Source organism: Angustibacter luteus (assembly GCF_039541115.1).
Classification (GTDB): domain Bacteria; phylum Actinomycetota; class Actinomycetes; order Actinomycetales; family Angustibacteraceae; genus Angustibacter; species Angustibacter luteus.
In genome coordinates, this window is record NZ_BAABFP010000002.1 from 1,142,587 (window position 1) to 1,166,917 (window position 24,331).

25 protein-coding genes are annotated in these 24,331 nt (G+C 72.5%); 15 read left to right on the forward strand and 10 right to left on the reverse strand.

All coding sequences use genetic code 11. From position 1 onward, the window contains the following. Nucleotides 1-41 precede the first annotated feature (41 nt). The 3 genes from ABEB17_RS05585 to ABEB17_RS05595 are packed head-to-tail and all read right to left on the reverse strand — an operon-like array spanning nucleotide 42 to nucleotide 2,446. Nucleotides 42-662 carry a TetR/AcrR family transcriptional regulator gene (locus ABEB17_RS05585; RefSeq protein WP_345715605.1) on the reverse strand — a complete coding sequence of 207 codons (621 nt, stop codon included), beginning with the start codon at nucleotides 660-662 and terminating at the stop codon, nucleotides 42-44. Continuing rightward, a complete protein-coding gene (locus tag ABEB17_RS05590) occupies nucleotides 659-1,477 on the reverse strand; it encodes a sugar phosphate isomerase/epimerase family protein (RefSeq protein WP_345715606.1) in 819 nt (272 codons plus the stop codon). Before ABEB17_RS05590 ends, ABEB17_RS05585 begins: the two co-directional genes overlap by 4 nt. A gap of 36 nt (nucleotides 1,478-1,513) precedes the next feature. Further along, nucleotides 1,514-2,446: a Ppx/GppA family phosphatase gene (locus ABEB17_RS05595; RefSeq protein WP_345715607.1), complete on the reverse strand. Its 933-nt coding sequence runs from the start codon at nucleotides 2,444-2,446 to the stop codon at nucleotides 1,514-1,516. A gap of 69 nt (nucleotides 2,447-2,515) precedes the next feature. Between ABEB17_RS05595 and ABEB17_RS05600 the strand changes: the two genes are divergently transcribed. The 10 genes from ABEB17_RS05600 to ABEB17_RS05645 all read left to right on the forward strand — a co-directional run bounded on the left by ABEB17_RS05600 (nucleotide 2,516) and on the right by ABEB17_RS05645 (nucleotide 10,927). Continuing rightward, nucleotides 2,516-2,653, forward strand: coding sequence for a hypothetical protein (locus tag ABEB17_RS05600; protein WP_345715608.1), 138 nt, complete (start codon nucleotides 2,516-2,518; stop codon nucleotides 2,651-2,653). A 24-nt stretch (nucleotides 2,654-2,677) separates the two neighbouring features. Then, nucleotides 2,678-3,493 carry a DUF3109 family protein gene (locus ABEB17_RS05605; protein ID WP_345715609.1) on the forward strand — a complete coding sequence of 272 codons (816 nt, stop codon included), beginning with the start codon at nucleotides 2,678-2,680 and terminating at the stop codon, nucleotides 3,491-3,493. Beyond that, nucleotides 3,490-4,182, forward strand: coding sequence for a class I SAM-dependent methyltransferase (locus ABEB17_RS05610; RefSeq protein ID WP_345715610.1), 693 nt, complete (start codon nucleotides 3,490-3,492; stop codon nucleotides 4,180-4,182). The genes ABEB17_RS05605 and ABEB17_RS05610 overlap by 4 nt, the downstream gene beginning before the upstream one ends. A 72-nt stretch (nucleotides 4,183-4,254) precedes the next feature. Next, nucleotides 4,255-4,608: a hypothetical protein gene (locus ABEB17_RS05615; protein ID WP_345715611.1), complete on the forward strand. Its 354-nt coding sequence runs from the start codon at nucleotides 4,255-4,257 to the stop codon at nucleotides 4,606-4,608. 36 nt (nucleotides 4,609-4,644) lie between these two features. Continuing rightward, the gene (gene radA / locus ABEB17_RS05620; RefSeq protein WP_345715612.1) at nucleotides 4,645-6,042 is read left to right on the forward strand and encodes a DNA repair protein RadA; all 1,398 of its coding nucleotides are present in this window, start codon (nucleotides 4,645-4,647) and stop codon (nucleotides 6,040-6,042) included. A 193-nt stretch (nucleotides 6,043-6,235) separates the two neighbouring features. Continuing rightward, nucleotides 6,236-7,252 carry a DNA integrity scanning diadenylate cyclase DisA gene (gene disA / locus ABEB17_RS05625; RefSeq protein ID WP_378227079.1) on the forward strand — a complete coding sequence of 339 codons (1,017 nt, stop codon included), beginning with the start codon at nucleotides 6,236-6,238 and terminating at the stop codon, nucleotides 7,250-7,252. A 123-nt stretch (nucleotides 7,253-7,375) separates the two neighbouring features. After that, a complete protein-coding gene (locus ABEB17_RS05630; protein WP_345715613.1) occupies nucleotides 7,376-8,266 on the forward strand; it encodes an HhH-GPD family protein in 891 nt (296 codons plus the stop codon). Between the two features lie 78 nt (nucleotides 8,267-8,344). Continuing rightward, on the forward strand, nucleotides 8,345-9,139 hold the full coding sequence (locus ABEB17_RS05635) for an ABC transporter permease (protein ID WP_345715614.1): 795 nt from the start codon (nucleotides 8,345-8,347) through the stop codon (nucleotides 9,137-9,139). Further along, nucleotides 9,132-9,944 (forward strand): ABC transporter permease, encoded by an 813-nt coding sequence (locus ABEB17_RS05640; RefSeq protein ID WP_345715615.1) that lies wholly within the window; start codon nucleotides 9,132-9,134, stop codon nucleotides 9,942-9,944. Before ABEB17_RS05635 ends, ABEB17_RS05640 begins: the two co-directional genes overlap by 8 nt. Next, a complete protein-coding gene (locus ABEB17_RS05645; RefSeq protein ID WP_345715616.1) occupies nucleotides 9,941-10,927 on the forward strand; it encodes an ABC transporter ATP-binding protein in 987 nt (328 codons plus the stop codon). Before ABEB17_RS05640 ends, ABEB17_RS05645 begins: the two co-directional genes overlap by 4 nt. 18 nt (nucleotides 10,928-10,945) lie before the next feature. Here the strand turns inward: ABEB17_RS05645 and ABEB17_RS05650 are convergent, their stop codons facing one another. The 6 genes from ABEB17_RS05650 to ABEB17_RS05675 form a co-directional block, all read right to left on the reverse strand. After that, nucleotides 10,946-11,779, reverse strand: a complete 834-nt coding sequence (locus ABEB17_RS05650; RefSeq protein ID WP_345715617.1) for a polysaccharide deacetylase family protein — start codon at nucleotides 11,777-11,779, stop codon at nucleotides 10,946-10,948. A 17-nt stretch (nucleotides 11,780-11,796) separates the two neighbouring features. After that, complete coding sequence (locus ABEB17_RS05655) at nucleotides 11,797-12,339, reverse strand: amino-acid N-acetyltransferase (protein WP_345715618.1); 543 nt, start codon at nucleotides 12,337-12,339, stop codon at nucleotides 11,797-11,799. A 42-nt stretch (nucleotides 12,340-12,381) separates the two neighbouring features. After that, complete coding sequence (locus tag ABEB17_RS05660) at nucleotides 12,382-13,125, reverse strand: DUF5666 domain-containing protein (protein ID WP_345715619.1); 744 nt, start codon at nucleotides 13,123-13,125, stop codon at nucleotides 12,382-12,384. 120 nt (nucleotides 13,126-13,245) lie between these two features. Further along, nucleotides 13,246-14,475, reverse strand: a complete 1,230-nt coding sequence (locus ABEB17_RS05665) for an ABC transporter permease (RefSeq protein ID WP_345715620.1) — start codon at nucleotides 14,473-14,475, stop codon at nucleotides 13,246-13,248. Next, nucleotides 14,472-15,191, reverse strand: a complete 720-nt coding sequence (locus ABEB17_RS05670; protein ID WP_345715621.1) for an ABC transporter ATP-binding protein — start codon at nucleotides 15,189-15,191, stop codon at nucleotides 14,472-14,474. Before ABEB17_RS05670 ends, ABEB17_RS05665 begins: the two co-directional genes overlap by 4 nt. Further along, nucleotides 15,188-16,429, reverse strand: coding sequence for an efflux RND transporter periplasmic adaptor subunit (locus tag ABEB17_RS05675; RefSeq protein WP_345715622.1), 1,242 nt, complete (start codon nucleotides 16,427-16,429; stop codon nucleotides 15,188-15,190). Before ABEB17_RS05675 ends, ABEB17_RS05670 begins: the two co-directional genes overlap by 4 nt. 109 nt (nucleotides 16,430-16,538) lie before the next feature. Between ABEB17_RS05675 and ABEB17_RS05680 the strand changes: the two genes are divergently transcribed. The 5 genes from ABEB17_RS05680 to ABEB17_RS05700 all read left to right on the forward strand — a co-directional run bounded on the left by ABEB17_RS05680 (nucleotide 16,539) and on the right by ABEB17_RS05700 (nucleotide 22,616). After that, nucleotides 16,539-17,567, forward strand: coding sequence for a LacI family DNA-binding transcriptional regulator (locus tag ABEB17_RS05680; RefSeq protein ID WP_345715623.1), 1,029 nt, complete (start codon nucleotides 16,539-16,541; stop codon nucleotides 17,565-17,567). Nucleotides 17,568-17,821: 254 nt separating this feature from the next. After that, nucleotides 17,822-19,123 carry an ABC transporter substrate-binding protein gene (locus ABEB17_RS05685; protein ID WP_345715624.1) on the forward strand — a complete coding sequence of 434 codons (1,302 nt, stop codon included), beginning with the start codon at nucleotides 17,822-17,824 and terminating at the stop codon, nucleotides 19,121-19,123. Between the two features lie 6 nt (nucleotides 19,124-19,129). Next, nucleotides 19,130-20,185, forward strand: a complete 1,056-nt coding sequence (locus tag ABEB17_RS05690) for a carbohydrate ABC transporter permease (RefSeq protein WP_345715812.1) — start codon at nucleotides 19,130-19,132, stop codon at nucleotides 20,183-20,185. Then, nucleotides 20,182-21,081 (forward strand): carbohydrate ABC transporter permease, encoded by a 900-nt coding sequence (locus tag ABEB17_RS05695; RefSeq protein ID WP_345715625.1) that lies wholly within the window; start codon nucleotides 20,182-20,184, stop codon nucleotides 21,079-21,081. The genes ABEB17_RS05690 and ABEB17_RS05695 overlap by 4 nt, the downstream gene beginning before the upstream one ends. A gap of 59 nt (nucleotides 21,082-21,140) precedes the next feature. Beyond that, nucleotides 21,141-22,616, forward strand: coding sequence for a GH1 family beta-glucosidase (locus ABEB17_RS05700; RefSeq protein ID WP_378227039.1), 1,476 nt, complete (start codon nucleotides 21,141-21,143; stop codon nucleotides 22,614-22,616). Here the strand turns inward: ABEB17_RS05700 and ABEB17_RS05705 are convergent. Further along, a complete protein-coding gene (locus ABEB17_RS05705; protein ID WP_345715627.1) occupies nucleotides 22,602-24,245 on the reverse strand; it encodes a GGDEF domain-containing protein in 1,644 nt (547 codons plus the stop codon). The two genes, ABEB17_RS05700 and ABEB17_RS05705, sit on opposite strands and share 15 nt — an antisense overlap. Nucleotides 24,246-24,331 lie beyond the last annotated feature (86 nt).

The following is a 24,331-nucleotide window of genomic DNA, read 5'->3' on the forward strand; positions in this document are numbered from 1 at the left end:
AAGGGACCAGGCGCCGTCCAGACCCTTGCTCACGCCGGGGGTCAGTCGAGCGGGGCGGTCAGGTAGCGCTGGACCGTCGGGGCGAGCCACCGGACGACGTCCTCGGGCTCCGCGCTGGCCAACGGCTCGACGCGGACGACGTACCGGGCCATCGCCAGCCCGACCAGCTGGCTGGCGACCAACGAGCCGCGCAGCTCCGGGACGTCGGTCCCCAGCCCCGCGACCACCCGGCCGAACACCTCACGGGCCAGGAACTCGCGCAGCGTGCGGGCGGCGTCCTCGTGCGTGCTCGCCGCGGCCACGAGGGCCATGATGCGTGGCCGTCCCTCGACCGAGTCCCAGGTCGACAGGAAGAACCGGACCAGCCGCTCCCCCACGTGGTCCGGGTCGCCCGCCACGGCCCGGTCGATCTGCTCCGTCGGGTTGAACGGCAGCTGCTGGCAGGCGGCGAAGAGGGCGGCCTTGTCCGTGAAGTAGTGGTGCACCAGCGCGGGGTCGACACCGGCCCGGCGCGCGACCGCCCGCAGGCTGGTCGCCTCGTAGCCGTGCTCGGCGAAGGCCAGCCGGGCCGCCGTGACGATCTCGGCCCGGGTGTCCGAGCCGGCCGGACGACGTCCCCGCCGGCGAGGCTGCGCCGTCGCGTCCCGCTCGGGCGCAGTCACTGGCGGTCCGGTGCCGGCGCCGCCAGGTTGAGCCGGGCGAAGGCGAGCGCCTCGGCCAGGTCGGCCTCCCGGGCCTCCCGGTCGCGCAGCCTCCGGGTGCTGATCTCGACGACCACGTTGCCGGTCCACTGCCGGGCGGCCAGCGACTCCAGCAGCTGCGCGCACGGCTGGCCACCCCGGCCGGGCACCAGGTGCTCGTCCTTGTTCGACCCGACGCCGTCGGCCAGGTGCACGTGCGCCAGCCGGTCCCCGAGGGCCTCGGCCATCGCCATCGCGTCCGAGCCGGACGTCGCGGTGTGCGACAGGTCCAGCGTCACGTTCGCGTAGTCGTAGCCCACCGGGTCCCAGCCGGGCAGGTAGGCCAGGATCTCGCGGTTGCGCGCCCGCCAGGGAAACATGTTCTCGACCGCCAGCCGCAGCCCCGAGCGCTCCTCGAGCTCGCGGATGCCGGACTCGAACGACCGCGCGTACTCGCGCTGCCAGCGGAACGGCGGGTGCACGACGACCGTGCCCGCTCCCACCGCAGCGGCCACCTCGCAGGCGCGGTCCAGCTTCGGCCACGGGTCGGCGCCCCAGACCCGCTGGGTGACCAGCAGGGTCGGCGCGTGGATGGCCACGACCGGCAGCTGGTAGTGGTCCGACAAGCGTTGCAGCGCAGCGGGATCCTGGCTCACCGGGTCGGTCCAGACCATGATCTCGACGCCGTCGTAGCCGAGCCTGGACGCGATCTCGAAGCTCGTCGCGCAGGTCTCCGGGTAGGCGGACGCCGTGGACAGCGAGACCTTCGCCGCCGGTACCCGCACCGCCCCGCTCATGCCCTCCACCCTAGTAAGGCGAGACCGAACCGGCGCTCAGCCCGCACCGATCCAGTCCAGCCGGCGCAGGATGACGCCCTCGCGCAGGGCCCACGGGCAGATGTGCATCGTGTCGACACCGAGCAGGTCCATCGCGGCGTCCGCCACCAGCGCGCCGGCCAGCAGCTGCCCGGCGCGCAGCGGCGACACCCCGGGCAGCGCCGCCCGCTCGCGGGCACTCATCGTGGCCAGCCGGGCCGCCCACTGCGCCACGTCGGCGCGGCCCAGGGTGCGGGGCGTGAACGGACCCTCGGACGACGCCGCCGCGCCCGCGACCCGGGCCAGCGAGCGCAGGGTCTTGCTCGACCCGACGACCCGGTCGGGAGCGCCGGACACGGTGACCTGGCGCACGACCCGGGCGACGTCCGCCCGGACCTTCGCGCGCACCGCGCGCACGGTCGCGCCGGACGGCGGGTCACCGGGCAGCAGCTCACGGGTCAACCGGCCGGCGCCCAGCGGCAGGGACAGCGCGACGTCCGGCTCCTCGTCGAGGCCGGCGGCCACCTCCAGCGAGCCGCCGCCGATGTCCAGCACCAGCAGCCGGCCGCTGGACCAGCCGAACCACCGGCGCACCGCCAGGAACGTCAGCCGCGCCTCGTCGTGCCCGGTGAGCACCTGCAGGTCCGCACCGGTGCGGGTCCGGACGTCCTCCAGCACCGCGTCACCGTTGGGGGCCTCACGGATCGCGCTGGTCGCGAAGCCCAGCACCTCCTCACAGCCCTGGTCCTCGGCGACCCGCAGGGCGTCCTGCACGGCGGCCAGCAGCGCCGCGTGACCGGCCGCGGTGATCTCGCCCGCGTCGTCCAGGTGCTCGGCGAGGTGCAGCTCCGCCTTGTGCGAGAAGGCGGGCAGCGGGTGCGCGCCGGGGTAGGCGTCGACGACCAGCAGGTGCACCGTGTTGGAGCCGACGTCCAGCACACCCAGCCGCATGCCTCGAACCTACAGGCGTACTGTCACGACTGCGGAGCCGTCCAGGCTTCCTACAGGGAGCAGGGCCCCATGGCCGACAAGTCCCCCCGCCAGAGCATGTCGAAGAAGGCGGGCAAGTCCCTCAAGGAGAAGCGCGCCGACAAGCACGCCAAGTCGGATGCGAAGAACAACCAGCACATCGAGATCGTCCCGGGCAAGAAGCACTGAGCCGCCCCACCTAGGCTGGGGTCCGTGCCCGAGACCCCGCTCGACATCGCCCGCACCTGGGCCGAGTTCGTCGATCCCGCAAGCCCCGAGGACGAGCGCCAGGTGTTCCGCTGCGACCTGACCTGGCTGACGTCGTCCTGGACGTGCATCTTCGGCAGCGGCTGCCAGGGCATCTACGCCGACCGCCCCGACGACGGCTGCTGCACGCTCGGTGCGCACTTCACCGAGAAGGCCGACTACCGGCGGGTCAAGGCCGTGGTCGCCGAGCTGTCCCCGGAGGTCTGGGAGAAGCACGCCGAGGGCACCGGCCCGCAGGGCTGGACCGAGCGGGAGGACGGCGCCCGCAAGACCCGGGTGGTCGAGGGCGCCTGCGTGTTCCTGAACTCCCCGGGCTTCGCCGGCGGCAACGGCTGCGCTTTCCACCACGAGGCGGCGCGGCGCGGCGTCCCGTTCCACACGCTCAAGCCGGAGGTCTGCTGGCAGCTGCCGATCCGCCGCACCTACCGCACCGTCGAGCGGCCGGACGGGACGTCGTACCTGGAGGCCTCGATCGGCGAGTACGACCGCCGCGGCTGGGGCGAGGGCGGGCACGACCTGGACTGGTACTGCAGCGGCAACAGCGACGCGCACGTCGGGACGCAGCCGGTGTTCCGGTCCAACGAGGGCGAGCTGCGCGAGCTCATGGGGGACGCCGCGTTCGAGCTGCTGGCCGAGCGCTGCGAGGCGCACCTGGCCACGGTCGCGGCGGCCCGCGGCTCGGCGGCCGGACGCCGGCTGCTTCCCCTGCTCGTGCACCCGGCCACGCTGCTCGCGGAGCAGGGGTCCGCCGAGCGCGGATGACCGGCCACGGCGCCATCCCCAGCCCGAACATCTGGGACGCGCCCGACGTCTACGAGATCGAGAACCGGGCGGTCGACCCGGACGGCGTCATCGAGGCGGCCATGCTCGGCCGGCACGACTGGTCCGGGCAACGGGTGCTGGACGTGGGATGCGGCACGGGTTTCCACCTGCCGCGGTTCGCCGGACGCGCCGCCGGGGTGGTCGGGGTGGAGCCGCACGAGCCGCTGCTGGCGCTCGCCCGGTCCCGGGTCGCCGGCCTGGCGAACGTGCAGGTGCTGGCCGGGACCGCGCAGGCGCTGCCGTTGACCGACGCCAGCGTGGACGTCGTCCACGCGCGGTGGGCCTACTTCTTCGGCCCGGGCTGCGAACCCGGCCTGGCCGAGCTCGACCGCGTGGTGCGGCCCGGCGGGATCGCCTTCGTCATCGACAACGACGCCGGCCGGTCGACGTTCGGCGGCTGGTTCCGTCGTTCGCTGCCTCGCTACGATCCCGTTGCGGTGCAACGGTTCTGGGCTCGACGAGGGTGGCAGCGCGAGGCCCTCGACGTGCGCTGGGCGTTCGGGTCCCGGTCCGACCTGGAGGCGGTGGTGCGGATCGAGTTCGCCCCGGGGCTGGCCGACGAGCTGCTCCACGAGCACCGCGGGACGGACGTCGACTACGCGGTCAACCTGTGGTGGCGCCGGTTCTGAACCCGGCCGCAACGGCCAGATCCACGGGCCGCAGGGGGTTGCGGCGCAGCGCGATCGGCGGATAGTGGACCTATGAGCGCTCACGCGAAGAACCCCGCACCCCCGATGCGCTACACCGATCCCAACACCCACCACATGGACAAGCCCCCGGCCATCTCGCTGGTCGAGCTCGCCATGGTCGGCGCCGCCCTCCTGTTCGCCCTCGTGGCACCGGCGTTCGTGGTGTCACCGTCGGACACCAGCGCGCCCGGGGGGCGCATCGCCGTGGCCGCCGGGCTGTCGTTCGTCGGCGCCGCGGTCGCGATCGGCGTGGCGATGATGGCGTACAAGCGCACCCGCAACTTCTCCTGGCTGGTCATCGGGATCGTGCCGTCCATCACCGTGATCATCGGCGCGGCCATCATGGCGGGCACGAAGGCCGGCTGAGCCGGATTGTCGGCGGGCTCGCCTACGCTCGCCACCATGTCCGGAACCACTGCCAAGAAGTCCGCGCCGAAGGCCGCCTACCGCTGCGCCGAGTGCGGCTGGACGACGACCAAGTGGGTCGGGCGGTGCGGGGAGTGCCAGGCCTGGGGGACGGTCGAGGACGCCTCCGCGGTGCCGGTGCGCACCACGGCCGCGGGGCCGGTGACCACCGCGGCGCTGCCGATCCTGGACGTCGACGCGCACCTCGCGCAGGCCCGTCCCACGGGGGTGCCGGAGTTCGACCGCGTGCTGGGTGGCGGCCTCGTGCCGGGCGCCGTCGTGCTGGTGGCCGGCGAGCCGGGGATCGGCAAGTCGACCCTGCTGCTCGACGTGTGCGGGCGCGAGGGGCGCGAGGGGCGCCGCGTGCTCTACATCACCGGCGAGGAGTCCGCGGCCCAGGTCCGGCTGCGCGGCGAGCGGATCGAGGCGCTGGCCCGCACCCTGTACCTGGCGGCCGAGACCGACCTGGCTGCGGTGCTCGGGCACATCGACCAGGTCCAACCGGACCTCGTGGTGGTCGACTCCGTGCAGACCATCGGGTCCGCCAACGTCGACGGCGCGGCCGGCAACGTCGCCCAGGTCCGAGAGGTGGCCGCGGCGCTGATCGCGGTGGCCAAGGCCCGCGGCATCGCGACGCTGCTCGTCGGTCACGTCACCAAGGACGGGTCGATCGCGGGCCCGCGCGTGCTCGAGCACCTGGTCGACGTCGTCATCCAGTTCGAGGGCGAGCGGCACTCGCGACTGCGTCTGGTCCGCGCCGTGAAGAACCGGTACGGCCCCACCGACGAGGTCGGCTGCTTCGACCTGTCGGACGCCGGGATCACCGGGCTCGCCGACCCGTCCGGCCTGTTCCTGTCCCGCGGCGGCGCCGACGGCCACGAGCAGGTGCCGGGCACCTGCGTGACGGTCACCCTCGAGGGGCGTCGACCCCTGCTGGCCGAGGTGCAGGCGCTGGTGGCGCCCAGCGTCCTGCCCTCGCCGCGACGGGCGACGTCCGGGCTGGATGCCAGCCGGGTGTCGATGCTGATGGCCGTGCTGGAGCGGCGCGCGCGGGTCACGCTGCGCAACGCCGACATCTACGTCTCGACGGTCGGCGGGGTCCGGGTCAGCGAGCCGGCGACCGACCTCGCGGTCGCGCTCGCCGTGGCCGGGGCGGCGAACGACCGCGCCCTGGTGCCGCGCACGGTCGCGTTCGGCGAGGTAGGTCTGGCGGGCGAGATCCGGCCCGTCGCGGGGGTGCAGCGGCGGGTCAGCGAGGCCGCTCGGCTGGGCTTCACGGCGGCGATCGTGCCCCCTGGATCGGCCGGGACGTTCACGCCGCCGGCTGGTTTCCGGGTCATCGAGGCGGGGGACCTCGGCACGGCCGTCCGGCTGGCCATGACCCGCTCGGTGTGAGCCTTCTTCTCCCGTGCGCCATTACCCCGATGCGGGCGACCGGGAGGCTACGATTGCCGCCGTGGCGCCGGTACGGCCCCACGCCCGCAGGTCAGGTTGACCACCGGTTCGGCAGGGGATGCACGTGGCGCAGATTGAGCTGAGCGAGGACGACCTGCTCCGGTCGACCCTTGCCGCCGCCGCGCCGGGAACGATGTTGCGCGAGGGTCTCGAGCGGATCCTGCGTGGACGCACCGGCGCCCTGATCGTGCTCGGCACCGACAAGGTCGTCGACAGCATCGCCAGTGGCGGCTTCCCGCTCGAGGTCGAGTTCTCCCCCACCCGGCTGCGCGAGCTGGCCAAGATGGACGGCGCGATCGTGTGCGACCGGGAGGCCTCGCGGATCCTGCGGGCCGGCACCCAGCTGCTGCCCGACCCGTCGATCGAGACCACCGAGTCGGGCACCCGGCACCGCACTGCGGAGCGGGTCGCGAAGCAGACGGGTTACCCCGTGATCGCCGTGAGCCAGTCCATGCGGATCATCGCGCTCTACGTGGGCAACCGGCGGCACGTGCTCGAGGACTCCAGCGCGATCATGTCCCGGGCGAACCAGGCGCTGGCGACCCTCGAGCGGTACAAGCTGCGGCTCGACGAGGTCACCGGCACGCTGTCCGCGCTGGAGATCGAGGACCTGGTCACCGTGCGCGACGTCGCGGCGGTGATCCAGCGGCTCGAGATGGTCCGCCGGATCAGTGACGAGATCTCCGGCTACGTCATCGAGCTCGGCAGCGACGGCCGGTTGCTCACCCTGCAGCTCGAGGAGCTCATCGGTGGCGTCGGCCCGGACCGCGAGCTGGTCATCCGCGACTACCTGAGCCCGGCGGCGACGACCGTCGACTTCAGCTCGATGCTCGCCGGTCTCGGCGCGCTGTCGTCGACCGAGCTGCTCGACCTCAGCGCGGTGGCCCGGCTGATGGGCTACAGCGTCGTCGGCGACGCCCTCGACGCGGCGGTGAGCCCGCACGGGTACCGGCTGCTGTCGAAGGTGCCCCGCCTGCCCGGCGCGATCGTCGAGCGGCTCGTCGAGCACTTCGGCAGCCTGCAGAAGCTGCTGGCCGCCGGCCTGGAGGACCTGCAGGCCGTCGACGGCGTCGGCGAGGGCCGCGCGCGCGCCGTCCGCGAGGGTCTGAGCCGCCTCGCGGAGTCCAGCATCCTCGAGCGCTACGTCTAACCCCGCCCCCCCTCACCTGACACGGTGGCTGGCCCGGGTTGTCGCGACGCAACGTGCCGCCGCGACAGGAACGCGGCGACACCAGGCGGGCGTCGACGCAGGCAGCGCGAGGAACGAGGGAGCGTGGCGAGCGAGCTGGTGGGGGCGCTGGTCGGTTGGTACGACGCCAACGCCCGCGAGCTGCCGTGGCGCCAGCCGGACCGCACGGCCTGGGGCGTCCTGGTCAGCGAGGTGATGCTGCAGCAGACGCCCGTCCGCCGGGTCGAGCCGGTCTGGCGCACCTGGATGCAGCGCTGGCCCACCCCGAGCGACCTGGCGGCGGCGAGCGCGGGTGACGCCGTCCGGGCCTGGGAACGGCTCGGCTACCCGCGCCGCGCCCTGCGCCTGCACGCCGCCGCGACCCAGATCCGGGACCGGCACGCGGGCGTCGTCCCGGACGACCTCGACGAGCTGCGCGTTCTCGACGGCATCGGTGAGTACACGGCGGCTGCGGTGGCCACGTTCGCGTTCGGCCAGCGGCACGCCGTCCTGGACACCAACGTGCGGCGGGTGCTGGCCCGCGCCGTCCAGGGTCGCGCCCAGGCGGCCCCAGCCCTGACCGCCGCCGAGCGCGCCACGGCCACCAGCCTGCTCCCGGACGACGACGCCACTGCCGCCCGCTGGGCCATCGCCGTCATGGAGCTCGGCGCCCTCGTCTGCACCGCGCGCCAGCCGCAGTGCGGGGACTGCCCGATCGCCGACCGCTGCGCTTGGCAGCTGGCCGGCGCGCCGCCCTACGACGGACCTCCCCGCCGCGGCCAGACCTGGCACGGCACGGACCGGCAGGTGCGCGGCCGGCTGCTGGCCGTGCTGCGCGCCGCCCACCGCCCGGTGCGGCGCGCCGACCTGGTCAGGGCGGTCCCGGACGACGACCTGCGCGACCCGCACCAGCGCGACCGCTGCCTGGCCGGGTTGGTGCACGACGGGCTCGCCGAGCCCGGCCCGGACGACGACACGTACGCGCTGCCCGGCTGACCGGCCCGGCTGACCGGCCCGGCTGACCGGCCCGGCTGACCGGCCCGGCTGACCGGTCGGGAGTAGGGTGCTGCGATTGTGCGCGCCTTCCTCGTCCTGGTCCGCGCAGGCTTCACGCGGTACGCGGCGTACCGGACGGCGTCGGTCGCCGGGGCGCTGACCAACACGGTGTTCGGCGTGGTCAAGGCCAGCATCACGATCGCCGCGATCGCAGCAGCCGGCGGTGCCATCGCCGGCTACGACGCCCAGCAGGGCGCGACGTACAGCTGGCTGTGCCAGTCCCTGGTCGCGACGGTCGGTCTGTTCGGCTGGCGCGAGCTCGCCGACCGCATCCGCACCGGGGACATCGCGGTCGACCTGGCCCGGCCCCTGGACCTGCAGCTGTCCGGGCTGGCCAGCGACCTGGGCCGCGGCGCCTACATGCTCCTCCCCCGCGGCCTGCCACCCCTGCTCGTCGGTTTCGCCTTCTTCGGCGTCGCCCTGCCACGCGAACCCCTGCCCTACCTGCTGGCCGCCCTGAGCATCCCGATGGCCGTCGCGATCTCCTACGCGTGCCGCTTCGCCGTCAACCTCACCGCGTTCTGGCTGATGGACGTGCGCGGCACGCTCACGCTCTACGTGGTGGCCAGCAACGTGCTGTCCGGGCTGATCGTGCCGGTCGCCTGGTTCCCGGGCTGGATGAGCACGATCGCGCACGCCACCCCGTTCCCGTCGATGCTGCAGGTGCCGGTCGACGTCCTGTCCGGTCGGGTGCACGGTTGGGCCGCGGTCGAGCTGCTGGTCGTCCAGGCCGCCTGGCTTGCCGCGACGCTGCTGCTCGGCCGGGTCGTCCTGGCGCGGGCCACCCGCAAGCTGGTGGTGCAGGGTGGCTGACCTGCTCCGGGACCTGCCGGCCTACCGGGTGCTCCTCGGCAGCCGGCTGGCGTCCCAGACCGCCTACCGGACGAGCTTCGCGCTGGACCTGCTGGGCCAGCTCGGGCTGGCCCTGCTCGAGCTCAGCGAGATCTACGTGGTGTTCCACAACGTCGACGCGCTCGGCGGGCTCGCATTCGGCCCGGCACTGCTCGTCTTCGCCCTGGCGAACGTCTCCTGGTCGATCGCGGACACGGTCGTCGGGCACCTGGACACGCTGCCGAGCTACATCCGCACCGGCACCCTCGACGCCATGCTGCTGCGCCCGCTGCCGGCCCTCGCCCAGCTGGTCACCAGCGACCTGTCGCTGCGCCGGCTGGCCCGGACCGCGATGGGCGTCGTCGTCCTCGTCGTCGCGCTGCCCATCGCGATCGACGACTGGACGCCGGCCAAGGTCGTCCTCCTCGTGATCACACCGGTGACCGGCGCCGCGATCTTCGCGGCCCTGTTCGTCGGGGCCGCCGGCGCGCAGTTCTGGCTGGTGGACGGCGGTGAGATGACGAACGCGTTCACGTACGGCTCGTCGTACGTGTCCAGCTACCCGACGAGCGTGCTGCACTCGGTGGCCCGGGTGTTCTTCACCTTCGTCGTCCCGGCCGCCTTCGTCAGCTACCTGCCGACCCTGGTCCTCACCGACCAGGCCGGCCCGCCGGGGCTGCCGGCGTGGCTGGGCTGGTTCACGCCGGTGATGGCGGCGCTGGCGTGGGCGGCGGCGCTGCTGTGGTGGCGTTTCGGACTTCGGCACTACACGGGAGCAGGCGGATGAGCGAGCAGGGCGCACGGGACGTGCTGACGGTGCGGGACCTGCGGCGCGAGTTCGTGCTGCGCCAGTCCGCCGGACGGGTCCGCCGCACCAAGCGCGTGGTCACGGCCGTGGACGACATCAGCTTCACGATCACCGCGGGCGAGGCCGTCGGCTACATCGGCGCGAACGGCGCGGGCAAGTCGACGACGATCAAGATGCTCAGCGGGATCCTGGTGCCGACGTCCGGGACCGTGCGCACCTGCGGACTCGACCCGGTGCGCCAGCGGCGGGAGCTGGCCCGGCACATCGGCGTCGTGTTCGGTCAGCGCAGCCAGCTGTGGTGGGACCTCCCGCTGGTCGAGTCGTTCCGGGTGCTGGCCGCGATCCACGGGCTGCCGGACGGCGCGTGGCAGACCCGCCGGGACGAGCTGGTGGACCGCTTGGAGATGGCCGACTTCCTCGCCCAACCGGTGCGCCAGCTGAGCCTGGGCCAGCGGATGCGCGGCGAGGTCGCGGCCGCACTGCTGCACTCGCCCGAGCTGGTGGTGCTGGATGAGCCGACGATCGGCCTCGACGTGCTGAGCAAGGAGCGGCTGAGGGCGTTCCTGCGCGCCGAGCGCGCTGAGCACGGCACCACCCTGCTGCTCACCACGCACGACATGGGTGACATCGAGCGGCTGTGCGACCGCGTGCTGGTGGTCGACCACGGCCGGCTCGCCTACGACGGCACGCTGCCCGGCCTGGTCACCCGGGTCGGCGCGGACCGGGTGCTCGTGGTGGACCTGGTCGAGCCGTGGCCGGACCTGGTCGACGTCCCCGGCACCCGGCACGTCGGGTCGCAGGGTGACGGGCTGCGTCAACGGCTCGCGTTCGCACCCGAGACCACCACGGCCGCAACGGTTCTGGCTGCGGTCAGCGAGCGGGTCGAGGTGCGCGACCTCGCGGTCGAGGAGCCGGACATCGAGGACGTCGTCCGCCGGCTGTACCTGTCCGCGCCGCGGTAGGCGCTCGAGCAGGACGGGTCAGCAGCCGGGCACCGAGTCGAACCGGTAGCCGCGCGCCACCAGCTTCGGCAGCACGACCTTCAGTGCGGCCAGCGTCTGGGCCCGGTTGCCGCCACCGTCGTGCATCAGCACGGTCCGGCCGGGCCGGGCGTGCCGCAGCAGCTCGCGCTCGATGGACGCCGTGCCGGGCTTCGCCCAGTCGTCGGTGTCGACGTTCCACAGCACGATGCTCTGCCCCTGGGCGGCGGCGACCTGGCGCACGTGCGCGTCGACGGCACCGAAGGGCGGTCGCAGGCACGTCGCGCCGGCCGGGCCACCGGTGATCTCGCGGATCAGCCGGGTGCCGGCCAGCTTGGTCAGGTTGCGGTGGTGCGAGGTGTGGCTGCCGACCGGTTGGCCCGCAGCGCGGACGAGCGCAGCGGTCCTGGGGTGCCGTCTGACCTCGTCACCGATCTCGAAGAACGTCGCCCGGACGTGGTACCGGTCGAGCAGGGCGAGGATCTGCGGCGTCCAGTGCGGGTCCGGCCCGTCGTCGAAGGTCAGGTAGACGACGTCCGGGCGCTGCTGCGGGCTGGTCGGCGTCCCCCCGGTGGGCAGCGGGCTGGCCGTCGGCGAGCTGGTCGGGGTGCTCGTCGGCGAGCTGGTGGGGGTGCTCGCGGTCGGCGAGGTGGCCGGCAGGCCGACGGGCAGGTGCGCGGACGGCGCGTGCTCGGCGGCGGTCGTGGACGACGTCCCGTGGTGGCGGCCCAGGGAGGCGCCGGCGGTGGGCGCGGACGCGGCGAGCGCCGCCAGCATGAGCGCCACCAGCACCACGGTCCGCGGCCTGCGCAGCCGGCCCCACGACTTGCGCACGGCGTCCAGCCCCTTCCTCAGTCGGTCGATGCCCCCCTCGCGCCGCTCGGCGGATCGAGCTCGAGCAGCATCCGGGTGTTGCCCAAGGTGTTCGGCTTGACCCGGTCCAGGTCGAGGAACTCGGCAACCCCTTCATCGTACGAGCGCAGGAGCTCCGCGTAGACATCCGGCGTCACCGGTGTGCCGTCAATCACCCGAAAGCCGTGCCGGGTGAAGAAGTCCACCTCGAACGTGAGGCAGAACAGCCGGTGGACGCCGAGCTCGACCGCCCGCTCGACGAGCGCGGCGAGCAGCGCCGCGCCCACCCCGAGCCCGCGGTACTCGTCGCCGACCGCGAGCGTGCGGACCTCGGCCAGGTCGTCCCAGAGCACGTGCAGCGCGCCGCACCCGGCGAGCCGGCCCTCGGCGCCGTCCACCACGACGAACTGCTGGAGCCCCTCGTAGTACGCGACGGTGTCCTTGCTGACCAGCACCCGGTCCCGGGCGAGCGGTTCCACGAGCGCACGGATCGCCCGGACGTCGGACGTCCGGGCGATCCGTACCTTGAAACCAGGGGCCATGGCGGCCATTCTGCCGTCCGCCGCAGCCGCTGTGAGGGAGGGTCAGTTGCCCTGCGTGGTGGCGCCGGGGCGCTGGAAGGTGAGCTGGTCGCCGGTGCGGATGGTGCTGGCGTCGACGGTGCCGTCGTCCCCCGCCTGGCCGGTGACGAGCAGCTGCTCGCCGACCTTCACATCGGCCTTCGAGCCCTCCTTCGTCACGGAGTACTTCGTGCTGTCGGTGACCTTGACCTTCACGGACCTGCCGTCCGCCGTCTTCACCGTGATGGTGTCGCCGTCGACCGCGGTCACCGTGCCGGTCGCCAGTCCGCGGCCCGGGCCACCCTGCCCCTGCGGTCCTGCCCCCTGCTGACCCTGCTGACCCTGCTGACCCTGCTGACCCTGCTGGCCCTGCTGACCCTGGCCGGGCGCACCCTGGCCCTGCAGGCCGTAGCCCCCGCGCGCGTTGCCGAACCCGTTGCGGCCGCTCGCTTGCACGGTGTCGTCGCCACCGACGGAGTGCCCGATGAGGGCGCCGACGACGCCGCCGACGACCAGCAGCGCGACGGCGAGCACGGCCATCGTGCTCTTCGGCAGGCCGGAGCCCGTCCGCCGCGGCGTCAGCTGCGGCTCCGCGGCGACCCCGGCCGGCGGGGCGGCCAGCGGGTCGTCCGCGTACGGGCCGGTCGGCGGCTGGGTCGGCTGCTGCTGGGTCGGCTGCTGCTGGGTCGGCTGCTGCTGGGTCGGCGGGGTCTGGCCCAGCGGCTGGGTCGCACCCGGCTCCACGGGCGGCTGGGTCTGGTCGCTCATTGCATCTCCTCGTTGTGCTGGTTCCCCCGCGCTGACAGGACGCAGACGGGGCACTTGCGGTGGGCTCGGTGCCCCGTCCGTGACAGGTCACGGGGCGGGGCGGACGGAAGGGCCGGCGGGCTACTCATGACGCAGGGCGTCAATGGGTCGAAGCCGGGCGGCGCGGCCGGCGGGGTACCCGCCGAAGAACACGCCGATCACCACGCACACCGCAAGGGCGAGCGCGATCGACGACGGCACCAGCACGGGCTCGATGCCGGAGATCGTGAAGTTGACGGTGACGAGCGCCGCCGCGACCCCGAGGACGCCGCCGAGCAGGCTCAGCGCTGTCGCCTCGGTGAGGAACTGGCCGAGCACGGCGCCGGTCCGCGCGCCGAGGGCCTTGCGGATGCCGATCTCGCGGGTCCGCTCGGTGACCGTGACCAGCATGATGTTGGTGATCCCGATGCCGCCGACGAGCAGGCTGATCCCGGCCACGGCGGCGAGCAGGACCGTGAACGTCTTGCTCGCCTCGGTGCGCGTGCTGAGCAGCTGCGACTGGTTGAGCACCCGGTAGGTGCGGTCGTTGCTGCTGGTCACCCCGAGCGCGTTGTCCAGGATCGAGGTGACCTCGGACTCGGCGACGTCCACGGTCGAGGCACCGGTGGCCTGCACGACCACCGAGCTGAGCGCGCCGTAGCCGGTCAGGCTGCGCTGCACCGTCGTGATGGGCGCGATGATCGTGTCACCGGCGTCCTGGAACCCGCTGGATCCCTTCTCTGCCAGGACCCCGACGACCGTGAGCCGCAGGTTGCCGACCGTGATCTGCTGGCCGACCGGGTTCTGCCCGCTGAACAGGTTGTCGGCCGTGGTCGGGCCGATCACGGCGACCTGTCGGCTGGCGTCGACGTCGGCCTGGGTGAAGTAGGTGCCCTTGTCGACCGGGCTGTTGGTGGCCTCGAAGTACGAGACCGACGTCCCGACGATCGAGTTCACGGTGACGCTGGTGTCGCCGGCCGTCACCGTCGCGGACGTCGTCGCCTCGGGCGTCACGCTCTTGACGTCCGGCGCGAGGTCGGTGTTGGTCAGCTGGCGCGCCACCGACAGGGTGATCCCGCCGGACGTCAGCTGCTGCTGCTGTCCGCCGCCGCGGGCCGAGAAGCCGCGACCGCCCTGGCTGGACACGGTCAGCGTGTTGGTGCCGAGCTGCTCGATCGACGCCTCGATCGCCTTGGACGACCCGTTGCCGACCGCGACCAGCACGATGACCGCGCCGACCCCGATCAGGATGCCGAGCGTCGTCAGGGTGGACCGCAACGGGTTCGCGGTCAGGCCGCGCAGGGCGGACCGGACGACCTCGAGCGGGCTCACGCCACACCGACCAGGTCACGGGTGCGGACGTCGGACACGATCTGCCCGTCGACCAGCCGCAGCTGGCGGGAGGCGTGGGCGGCGACGTCGTCCTCGTGGGTGATCAGGACGACGGTCCGGCCCGACGCGTTGAGCTGGTCCAGGATGGCCATCACCTCGCCGCTGGAGTGGCTGTCGAGGTTCCCGGTGGGCTCGTCGGCCAGGACGAGCGCGGGCGCCATCACCAGCGCGCGGGCGATCGCCACCCGCTGCTGCTGACCGCCGGACAGCTGGTTGGGTCGGTGGTCGGCCCGGTCGGTCAGCCCGACCCGTTCGAGCGCGGCAGCGGCCCGGCGGCGGCGCTCGCTCGCCCGGACGCCGGCGTAGGTCATCGGCAGCTCGACGTTGGCGGCGGCCGACATCCGCGGGATCAGGTTGAACGACTGGAAGACGAACCCGATCCGACGTCCGCGCACCTGCGCCAGCGAGTCCTCACCCAGGTCGCTGACGTCGACGCCGTCCAGCCGGTAGCTGCCGGTGGTCGGCACGTCCAGGCAGCCGATGAGGTTCATCAGCGTCGACTTGCCCGAGCCGGAGGCCCCCATGATCGCGACGTAGTCGCCGGCCGCGATGTCCAGGTTGATGCCGCGCAGGGCCTCGACCGCGGCGTCGCCGTGGCCGTAGACCTTGCGGACGTCGGCGAGCTCGATGACGTTCTCGCGCAGCGGTTCGCTCACCGGGCGCCGCCGGCCGGGGCGTTGCCGTTGGTGACCAGACCCGGTCCGGCGCCGCCGCCGGGGAAGTTCCCGCCGCCGGGGAAGCCGTTGCCGGACGACGTCGACGCGGTCGCCAGGAGCACCTGCTGCCCGGCGGTCAGGCCGCTGGTGACCTCGGTGAGCTGGTCGCCCTCGAGACCGATCTCGACCGGGGTCCGGGTCTGCTGCCCGTTGGCCACCACGGTGACGGTGTGCGTGCTGCCGCCGCTGGTGATCGCTGAGCTCGGCACGGTCAGCACGTTGGTCTTGCTGCCGGTCGTCACGGTCACGGTCGCGCTCTGCCCGGACCGCAGGCCCTTCGGCAGGGTCGGCAGGCTCACGGTGACCGCGTAGCTGACCACGTTGTTCGCGGTGGTCGGGGTCGGGGCGACCGAGGTGACCTTGCCGGTGACCGGCGTGCCCTCGGCGGCGTTGAAGACGGTGGTGGCGACCTGGCCCACCTTGAGGGCCATGGCGTCGGCCTCGGCGAACGAGGCGGACACCTCCATCCTGGTCAGGTCGGCGATCGTGAACAGACCGGACGTCGTGTCGGAGCCGGTGCTCGAGCCGTTCCCGCTGGACCCGCCCGACGAACCGCCGACGGTCCCGTTCACGGTCAGCACGGTGCCGGCGCGGGGGCTGCGCAGCGTGGCGCCGGCGAGGGCGGTCTGCGCGGACTCGAGGTCGCTCTCAGCCTGCAGGCGGCTCGCCCGGGCCGACGCGAGCTGGGCGGACGCCGACGAGACCGAGGTCGCGGACGACTGCTGGCTCTGGCCGTTCTGGCTGGTGCTGGCCGTGTCGTCCGCGGAGCTCTCGGCGTCCACGGCGTCGTCGTAGCCCTCCACCGCGGCGGAGTACTGGTCCTGGGCGGCGTCCAGCTTGGCCTGCGCGACGTCCACCGCGGTCTGCAGCTGGTCGGTGTCCAGGGTGGCGAGCACCTGACCCTTCTTCACCGTCTGCCCGACCTTCGCCTTGATGCTCGCGATGGTGCCGCTGCTGGTGAACGAGACCTCGGAGGTCGAGGTCGGCGCACTGGTGCCGGTGGCGCTCACGGTGGCGCTGACGTCGCCGGTGGACACGGTCGCGGTGCGCGCGGTCGAGGCCGTCGCCGTCCCCCCGTCCCCGTGCAGCACAAGGAATCCGATGACGAGGGCGATGACGAGGACGGCGGCGATAGACAGGTTGACCGTGGCCACCCGCCCGGGACGTGGAAGCTTCATGACGGGAAGGATGACGAGCGTTCCTGTGCAGGACCTGTGAACGTCCGGTGTGCGGGCTGTCGATCTCGCCGCGAGCCACAGGCCGTCCCAGGGCCCTACACTCCGGCACGTGCGAGATCACAGCGGAGCGCCCGGCCTGCCCACGCTGGAGTCCGTGGCGGCCTTGGCCGGGGTGTCCCGGGCGACCGCCGGGCGGGTGCTGTCCGGGTCGCCGCGGGTCAGTGAGTCGGCGAAGAAGGCCGTGCTGGACGCGGCGGCCGAGCTGTCGTACGTGACCAACCGGGCCGCGCGGTCGCTGGTCACCCGGCGCAGCGACTCCATCGCGTTCGTGGTGTCCGAGTCCGAGGAGCGGCTGTTCCAGGACCCGTTCTTCCCGGCCGTGCTGCGCGGGGCGCACCGCGCCGTGTCGGACCAGAGCGTCCAGCTCGTCTTCGTCGTGCTGGCCAACCAGGCCGAGCACGAGCAGTTCTTCCGGTTCGCCGCGGGCGGCCACGTGGACGGCGCGATGTTCGTCTCGCTGCACGGCGACGACCCGCTGCCGACCCGGTTGCGCGAGGTGGGCATCCCGGTGGTGCTGAGCGGCCGCCCCTTCCGCCCCGACGACGACATCCCGAACGTGGACGCCGACAACCTGACCGGCGCCGAGCTGGCGACCCAGGCCCTGCTGGACGTCGGCTGCACCCGCCTGGCCACGATCACCGGGCCGCTGGACATGCCGGCCGCGCAGGACCGGCTGGCCGGCTACGAGGCCGGGTTGCGAGCCGCCGGCCGCAAGGTCGCCACGAGCCGGACCATGCAGTCCGACTTCACCACCGAGGGCGGCTTCGACGCAATGAACCACCTACTGCGGCAACGCTTCTCGCCGGACGGCGTGTTCGCGGCGAACGACCAGATGGCGGTCGGCGCGATGCGGGCGATCCGCGAGGCCGGGCTCTCCGTGCCGGGCGACGTCCGGGTGGTCGGCTTCGACGACAGCCCGCTGGCCACCGCCGCCCACCCGCCGCTGACGTCGGTGCGCCAACCCATGGAGCAGCTCGGTCGCGAGATGGCGCTGCTGCTGCTGGCCCTGGTCAACGGCGACCCGGTGTCGACGTCCGTGATGCTGCCCACCGAGCTCGTCGTCCGCGAGACCACGTAGCCCCGATTCCGCACCATTCGCGCTTCCCGTGGCTATGCGTGCCGGAATACCCCGTGTAGCGCGATGGGTGCGCGGGAGCGGCGCCGTGATGAATTTGTTGTCCGCCACACCTTGACACCGCTAGTCCCCGGACGCGAGTATTCCGGCCAGCGTGAGAGCGCTCTCATCAAGTGCGAGAGCGCTCTCATATCGCACACGTTCAAGGACGAACACGTTCAACGACGAACGGCCCTCGGGCCAGAAGGAGCACAACGATGCACCTGCGACGTCCGGCGACCGCGGTAGCGGCCGCGACGATCTGCGTGGCCCTGGGCCTCACTGCCTGCGGAAGCGACAGCGACGACTCGGCAACGGGCTCGACCCCGGGGGGCAAGACCACCCTCACGGTGAGCCTCTTCGGCACCTTCGGGTACAAGGAGGCCGGGCTGTTCGACAAGTACCAGGCCGACCACCCCGAGATCACCATCAAGTACGACTCCACCGAGCAGGAGAAGAACTACTGGACCGCGCTGCAGACCAAGCTCGCCTCAGGCAGCGGCGCCTCGGACGTGCAGGCCATCGAGGTCGGCCGGATCACCGACGTCGCGCAGAACCAGGGCGACAAGTGGCTGGACCTCAAGGGCACCAGCGCCGGCGCGCAGGTCGCCAGCTACCCGGCGTGGAAGGAGGCGGCCGCCACCACGAAGGACGGCGCCGTCCTGGGTCTCGGCACCGACATCGGCCCGACGGGCATCTGCTACCGCACCGACCTGATGAAGGCCGCCGGACTGCCCTCCGACCCGGCCGAGCTGGCCACCAAGCTCACCTCGTGGGACGACTACATCGCCATGGGTGAGCAGTTCAAGTCCAAGGCCCCCAAGGGCGCCGCCTGGACGGACGCCGCCGGCGGGCTCTACAACGTCGTGGTCTCCACCGAGTCCAAGATCTACTACGACGAGTCGGGCCAGCTGATCTGGAACACCAACCCCGCCGTCAAGCACGCCTACGACCTCGCCGCCAAGGCCGGCCAGGACGGTCTGACCGCCAAGCTGGGCCAGTTCACCCCCGAGTGGGACTCCGGCTTCGGCAAGGGCTCGTTCGCCACGATCGCCTGCCCGTCCTGGATGATCGGCTACATCAAGGGCAAGGCCGGCGACGCCGGCAGCGGCAAGTGGAACGTCACGACGCTGCCCGGCGGCGTGGGCGGCAACTGGGGCGGCGCCTACCTTTCGATCCCGAAGCAGAGCAAGCACCAGAAGCAGGCCGCTGACCTGATCAAGTGGCTGACCGACCCCGAGCAGCAGGCCACGGTCTTCAACAAGGTCGGCAACTTCCCGTCCAACAAGGGCGCGTTCACGCTGGTCGCCGACACCAAGGACGACTACTTCAGCGGGGCCGCCATCGGCAAGGTGTTCGGTGACATCGCCGCCTCCGCGCCGACCCAGATCCACGGCAAGGACGACGGCACGATCCAGAACCAGATCAGCACCGCGCTCCAGTCGGTCGAGACGAACCACGTCGCGCCGGACAAGGCGTGGGCCACCCTGAACGACACGCTCAAGAACCAGCTCGGCTGACCGGGCCTGTCTGACGTGTCGTCTGCAGCCGCGGCCGGGGCCTCGCCCGACACCGCCTCGAGCACCGCCAGCACGGCCTCGGGCGGCTCGGGCGAGGGCCCGTCGTCGCAGGACGCTCCCCCACCCGCATCCGTGCGGGTGGGGGAGCGGCGGCGTCGCACCTGGCGCCAGCGAGCCTTCCGCTTCGAGGCGAAGGCCGCCCCCTACGCCTACGTGTCGCCGTTCTTCCTGATCTTCGCCGCCTTCGGGCTGTTCCCCCTGGTCAACACCGTCTGGATCAGCCTGCACGAGTACAAGCTCGGCTCGGAGATGACCTGGATCGGCCTGGACAACTTCCGCTGGTTGTTCAGCAACCCGCTGTTCTACAACGCGCTCTGGAAGACCTTCACCATCGGCGTCCTGTCGACGGTGCCGCAGCTGCTGCTGGCCCTCGCGCTGGCGCACCTGCTCAACTACTCGATGCGGGTCCGCACGTTCTTCCGGGTCTCGATGATCACGCCGTACGCGACGTCCGTCGCCGCGGCCACCCTGGTGTTCTCCGAGCTGTTCGCCCGCGACGCCGGCTTCGCCAACTGGATCCTGTCCTGGTTCGGCGTCGGCCCGGTCGACTGGCGCAACGGCAACTGGACGGCGCAGGTCGCCATCGCGATCATCGTCACCTGGCGCTGGACCGGCTACAACGCGCTGATCTACCTCGCCGGCATGCAGTCCATCTCGCAGGACCTCTACGAGGCCGCGGCGATCGACGGCGCGAGCCGCTGGCAGCAGTTCCGCCACGTGACGTTGCCGGGACTGCGGCCGACCATCCTGTTCACCATCGTGGTGTCCACGATCGGCGCGACCCAGCTGTTCGGCGAGCCGCTGCTGTTCGGCAACGGCAGCGCGGACGGCGGTGCCGTGCACCAGTACCAGACCATCGGCCTGTTCATGTACCAGCAGGGCTGGCAGTACCTGCAGCTGGGCAAGGCGGCCGCCGTCGCCTGGGTGACCTTCCTGATCATCGTGGTGCTGGTGCTGTTCAACACCGCGATCGTCCGTTGGCGCACGAGGAGTGAGCGATGACCACCATGCCGGTCCCCCCGGCCTCCAGCGGTGCGCCGCCGATGCTCACCGTCGGCAAACCACGCCGCCGGCGTCGCGGCACGCACCAGGCCGGACCGATCACCTACCTGCTGCTGGTCATCACCGCGGCGATCTTCATCCTGCCCTTCTACTACATGCTCGTCGGGGCCAGCCGGACCATGTCCGAGATCGCCCAGGTACCGCCGCCGCTGACGCCGGGGGGCAACCTCTGGCACAACATCCAGGCGGCGCTCGAGCAGCAGAACATCGGCAAGGCCCTGATCAACTCGGTCGTGGTGTCCGGCTGCGTCACGGTGAGCACGGTGCTCTTCTGCACCCTGGCCGGCTTCGCCTTCGCCAAGATGCGGTTCCGCGGCAGCGCCGTGCTGTTCGCGATCGCGGTGGCCACGATGATGATCCCGCCGACGCTGGGCGTCGTCCCGCTGTACAAGATCATGGCGACCCTGCACCTGACCGCGAAGCTGGGTTCAGTGATCTTGCCGTCCCTGGTCAGCGCCTTCGGGGTGTTCTTCATGCGCCAGTTCCTGCTGCAGGCCGTCCCGGACGAGCTGCTCGAGGCCGCCCGGGTCGACGGCGCGACGTCCACCCGCACCTTCATCTCGATCGTGCTGCCGATCGCCCGGCCCGGGATGGCGGTGCTGGCGATGCTCACGTTCATGGCGTCCTGGAACGACTTCTTCTGGCCGATCATCGCGCTGAACTCGACCAACCCGACCGTGCAGGTGGCGCTGAACAACCTCGGCGGCGGCTACGTCCCGGACCAGTCGATCATCCTGGCCGGGACGCTGATCGGCACCCTGCCCGTGTTCCTCGTCTTCGTCCTGCTGGGCCGTCAGGTGGTCAGCGGCATCATCGCCGGAGCGGTCAAGGGATGAGCAGGTTCGCGCAGCCCGACCCCGCAGTCGTACCGTCTTCCGTAGCACCTCCGGCAGAGATGAGGCATCCCGTGGTCTTCACGTCCGCGCACAGCACGTCCACCCCCCAGGACGACGAGGGTGGGCGTCGCTTCCCCCCGGACTTCGCGTGGGGTTCGGCCACGGCGTCGTACCAGATCGAGGGGGCGGTCGCCGAGGGCGGGCGGACGCCGTCGATCTGGGACACGTTCAGCCACACCCCGGGCAAGGTGCAGGACGGCGACACCGGCGACGTGGCCGTCGACCACTACCACCGGTTCCGCGAGGACGTCGCGATCATGCGCGAGCTCGGCCTCACGACGTACCGGATGTCGGTCGCCTGGCCGCGGATCACCCCGGACGTCGGCCCGGACGCCCTCGGCCCGGTGAACGAGGAGGGGCTCGCCTTCTACCGCGAGCTGGTCGCCGAGCTGGTCGCCGCGGGCATCGAGCCCGCCGTCACGCTGTACCACTGGGACCTGCCGCAGGCCCTCGAGGACGCGGGCGGCTGGACCGACCGGCGCACCGCGGAGCGCTTCGCCGAGTACGCGGTCGTCGTGGCGCAGGCCCTGTCCCCCGAGGTCCCCACCTACATCACGCTCAACGAGCCCTGGTGCTCGGCCTACCTCGGCTACGCCAGCGGCGTGCACGCACCGGGCCGGCAGGACCCGGCGGCCGCGCTGGCCGCCGTGCACCACCTGAACCTGGCCCACGGGCTGGCCACGACGGCCATCCGCGCTGCCGTGCCGGACGCCCGGATCGGCCTGACGCTCAACCTCGCGTGGGTGCACTCGGAGGCCGGTGACCCGGCGGACGACGACGCCGTGCGCCGCGTGGACGGCCTGCAGAACCGCGTCTTCCTGGACCCCGTCCTCGAGGGCCGCTACCCCGACGACGTCCTGGCCGACACCGCCGCCGTCACCGACTGGTCGTTCATCCAGGACGGCGACCTCGACCTGGTGCACCAGGTGCCCGACGTGCTGGGGGTCAACTACTACTCCCCGACGGTCGTCCGGCACTGGGACGGCTCGCGCCCCCGCCAGATCGCGGACGGGCACGGCCTGACCGTGGCCACGCCGTGGATCGCCTGCGACGAGGTGGAGTTCCCCGAGCAGCCCGGCCTGCACACGGAGATGGGCTGGCCGATCGACGCCCGCGGCCTGACCGAGCTGCTGGTGCGCATGCACCGCGAGCACCCCGGCCTGGACCTCATGGTCACGGAGAACGGCGCCGCCTTCCCCGACGTGCTGGCCGACGACGGCGGCGTGCACGACCAGGACCGCATCGACTACCTGCGCGACCACCTCGGCGCGGTGCTGGACGCGATCGAGCAGGGCGCGCCGGTCCGCGGGTACTTCCTGTGGTCGCTGTTGGACAACTTCGAGTGGTCCTTCGGGTACTCCAAGCGGTTCGGCATCGTGCACATCGACTACGACACCCAGGTGCGCACGCTGAAGGACAGCGCACGCTGGTACTCCCAGGTCGTGCGGTCGGGCGGGGCGCTACCGCACCAGTGAGCTGAGGCCACCGGACAGGCCGCCGCCGCGCTTGCCGGCGTACAGGTCCTGGTCGGCTCGGCGGTAGGTGCCGAGCCGGCCCCCGGGCCCGGTCTCGCCGTCTTCGTGCGACCCGCCGACGCTCCAGCCGCTGCTGACCCGCACCTGCACGCCGACGGCGAGCGTCGACCACGGGTAGCCCTGCACGCGGTCGCCGATGCGCCGGGCCCGCTCCTCCAGAGCAGCTGGGTGCGCCATCCGCGGCACCAGGACCGCGAACTCGTCGCCGCCGAGGCGCACCGAGACGTCGCCGGCCTCCTCGCACTCACGCAGCACGCCGGCGAGCGCCCGCAGGACGTCGTCCCCGATCGCGTGGCCGTACGTGTCGTTGACGCCCTTGAAGTCGTCGACGTCCACCAGCAGCAGACCGGACGGCGACCCGACGGTGTCGACGCCCGAGAGCCAGTCGTCGAACACCCGCCGGTTGCTCAGCCCGGTCAGCGGGTCGGTGGAGGCGGCGTGCACGAGCCGCTCACGCTCGGTCCGGCCGCGGGCCACCCGGATCTGGGCGTAGGCCGCGGCCAGGACGGCCCGCCGCGACTCCCAGCTGCTCCGCACGACGAGCTTGGCGTGGTCGCTCTGGGCCTGCAGGGCGCGCGTCTGCTGAGGGCGGACGGGCAGCCGGAGCGGGCTGGACGTCGAACCGGCCAGCACCTGCGCCCGGACCCACGCGGGGAACGTGGACGACGAGGAGGACGGAGCGATCGTGCCGGTCGGGGTGAGCAGGTCACGGGCGGCGAGCCGGGCGTCGCGCACCTCTCGGCGGTGGCCGGCCCGGCGGTAGCGGGCCAGCACCCAGGCGGCCTCGACCATCGGGAGCATCTGGGTGTCGCCGTCGCGGCGCAGCGCCTCGATGTTCGAGACGACCACGTCGTCGTCCGGCACGTCGACCCCGGTGAGCAAGCCGATCACGCACGCGCAGGACTCGCGGACCTGCGACCACAGCGCGGGCATGGGCGTGTCGCGGGCCAGGGCGAGGGCGGCGTGCGCGCGCTCCAGCTGGCGGGTCGCCTCGACGTCGTCGCCGACCTCGACCAGCGCCAGCGCCCACTCGACCCGGATCAGGACCGGGTTCACCGCGAGCGCGGCCTGCATGACGGGCTTGGGGTCGCGGCGCCCGGCCTGGGTGGCCAGCTCGTACAGCTCGTCGGTGAGCTCCCACAGCCGCAGGCTGTTGTAGGCGGCGGCGATGATCGTGTAGCCGGTCGCCCGGTCCTGTGCCGGGAGCTCCTCGTCGTCCAGGATCACCATCGCGTTGGCGGCGTCCTCGAGCATCTGCCGGGTGTCGCCGTGCAGGTTGCGCAGGACGCCGCGCACGCCCAGGGCACAGGCCACCAGGGCGAGCTGCGAGGTGCGTCGGGACTGGGCCATCAGGTCCTCGACGCGGGCGTCGGTGCGGGCGTCCGGCCCGTGCACGAGGTCGTGCACGACGGCGACGAGCTGCAGCACGAGGTCCACGCGGTTCCAGGCGTGCCTGCGCGCCACCTGCTGGGCGTGCACCACTTCGGCGAGTGCGCCCCGCGGGTCCTCCGCCTGGACACCTTCGAGCAGGTCGTACGCCCGCCGATAGGCCCGCTGCTCGTCGTCCACGCCCGTCCTTCTGCTCCGTCGCGGCCGGTCTGGTCGCTTGACCTGATGATCGGCAGGTGAGGTCGGCACCTTGACGTGCTGGCGCG

Coding starts and splice junctions, on each gene's coding strand:
- ABEB17_RS05590 (WP_345715606.1), bottom strand. CDS start 1,477: ATGAGCGGGGCGGTGCGGGTACCGGCGGCGAAGGTCTCGCTGTCCACG.
- ABEB17_RS05595 (WP_345715607.1), bottom strand. CDS start 2,446: ATGCGGCTGGGTGTGCTGGACGTCGGCTCCAACACGGTGCACCTGCTG.
- ABEB17_RS05600 (WP_345715608.1), top strand. CDS start 2,516: ATGGCCGACAAGTCCCCCCGCCAGAGCATGTCGAAGAAGGCGGGCAAG.
- ABEB17_RS05610 (WP_345715610.1), top strand. CDS start 3,490: ATGACCGGCCACGGCGCCATCCCCAGCCCGAACATCTGGGACGCGCCC.
- ABEB17_RS05615 (WP_345715611.1), top strand. CDS start 4,255: ATGAGCGCTCACGCGAAGAACCCCGCACCCCCGATGCGCTACACCGAT.
- radA (WP_345715612.1), top strand. CDS start 4,645: ATGTCCGGAACCACTGCCAAGAAGTCCGCGCCGAAGGCCGCCTACCGC.
- disA (WP_378227079.1), top strand. CDS start 6,236: ATGTTGCGCGAGGGTCTCGAGCGGATCCTGCGTGGACGCACCGGCGCC.
- ABEB17_RS05645 (WP_345715616.1), top strand. CDS start 9,941: ATGAGCGAGCAGGGCGCACGGGACGTGCTGACGGTGCGGGACCTGCGG.
- ABEB17_RS05655 (WP_345715618.1), bottom strand. CDS start 12,339: ATGGCCCCTGGTTTCAAGGTACGGATCGCCCGGACGTCCGACGTCCGG.
- ABEB17_RS05660 (WP_345715619.1), bottom strand. CDS start 13,125: ATGAGCGACCAGACCCAGCCGCCCGTGGAGCCGGGTGCGACCCAGCCG.
- ABEB17_RS05675 (WP_345715622.1), bottom strand. CDS start 16,429: ATGAAGCTTCCACGTCCCGGGCGGGTGGCCACGGTCAACCTGTCTATC.
- ABEB17_RS05685 (WP_345715624.1), top strand. CDS start 17,822: ATGCACCTGCGACGTCCGGCGACCGCGGTAGCGGCCGCGACGATCTGC.
- ABEB17_RS05695 (WP_345715625.1), top strand. CDS start 20,182: ATGACCACCATGCCGGTCCCCCCGGCCTCCAGCGGTGCGCCGCCGATG.
- ABEB17_RS05700 (WP_378227039.1), top strand. CDS start 21,141: ATGAGGCATCCCGTGGTCTTCACGTCCGCGCACAGCACGTCCACCCCC.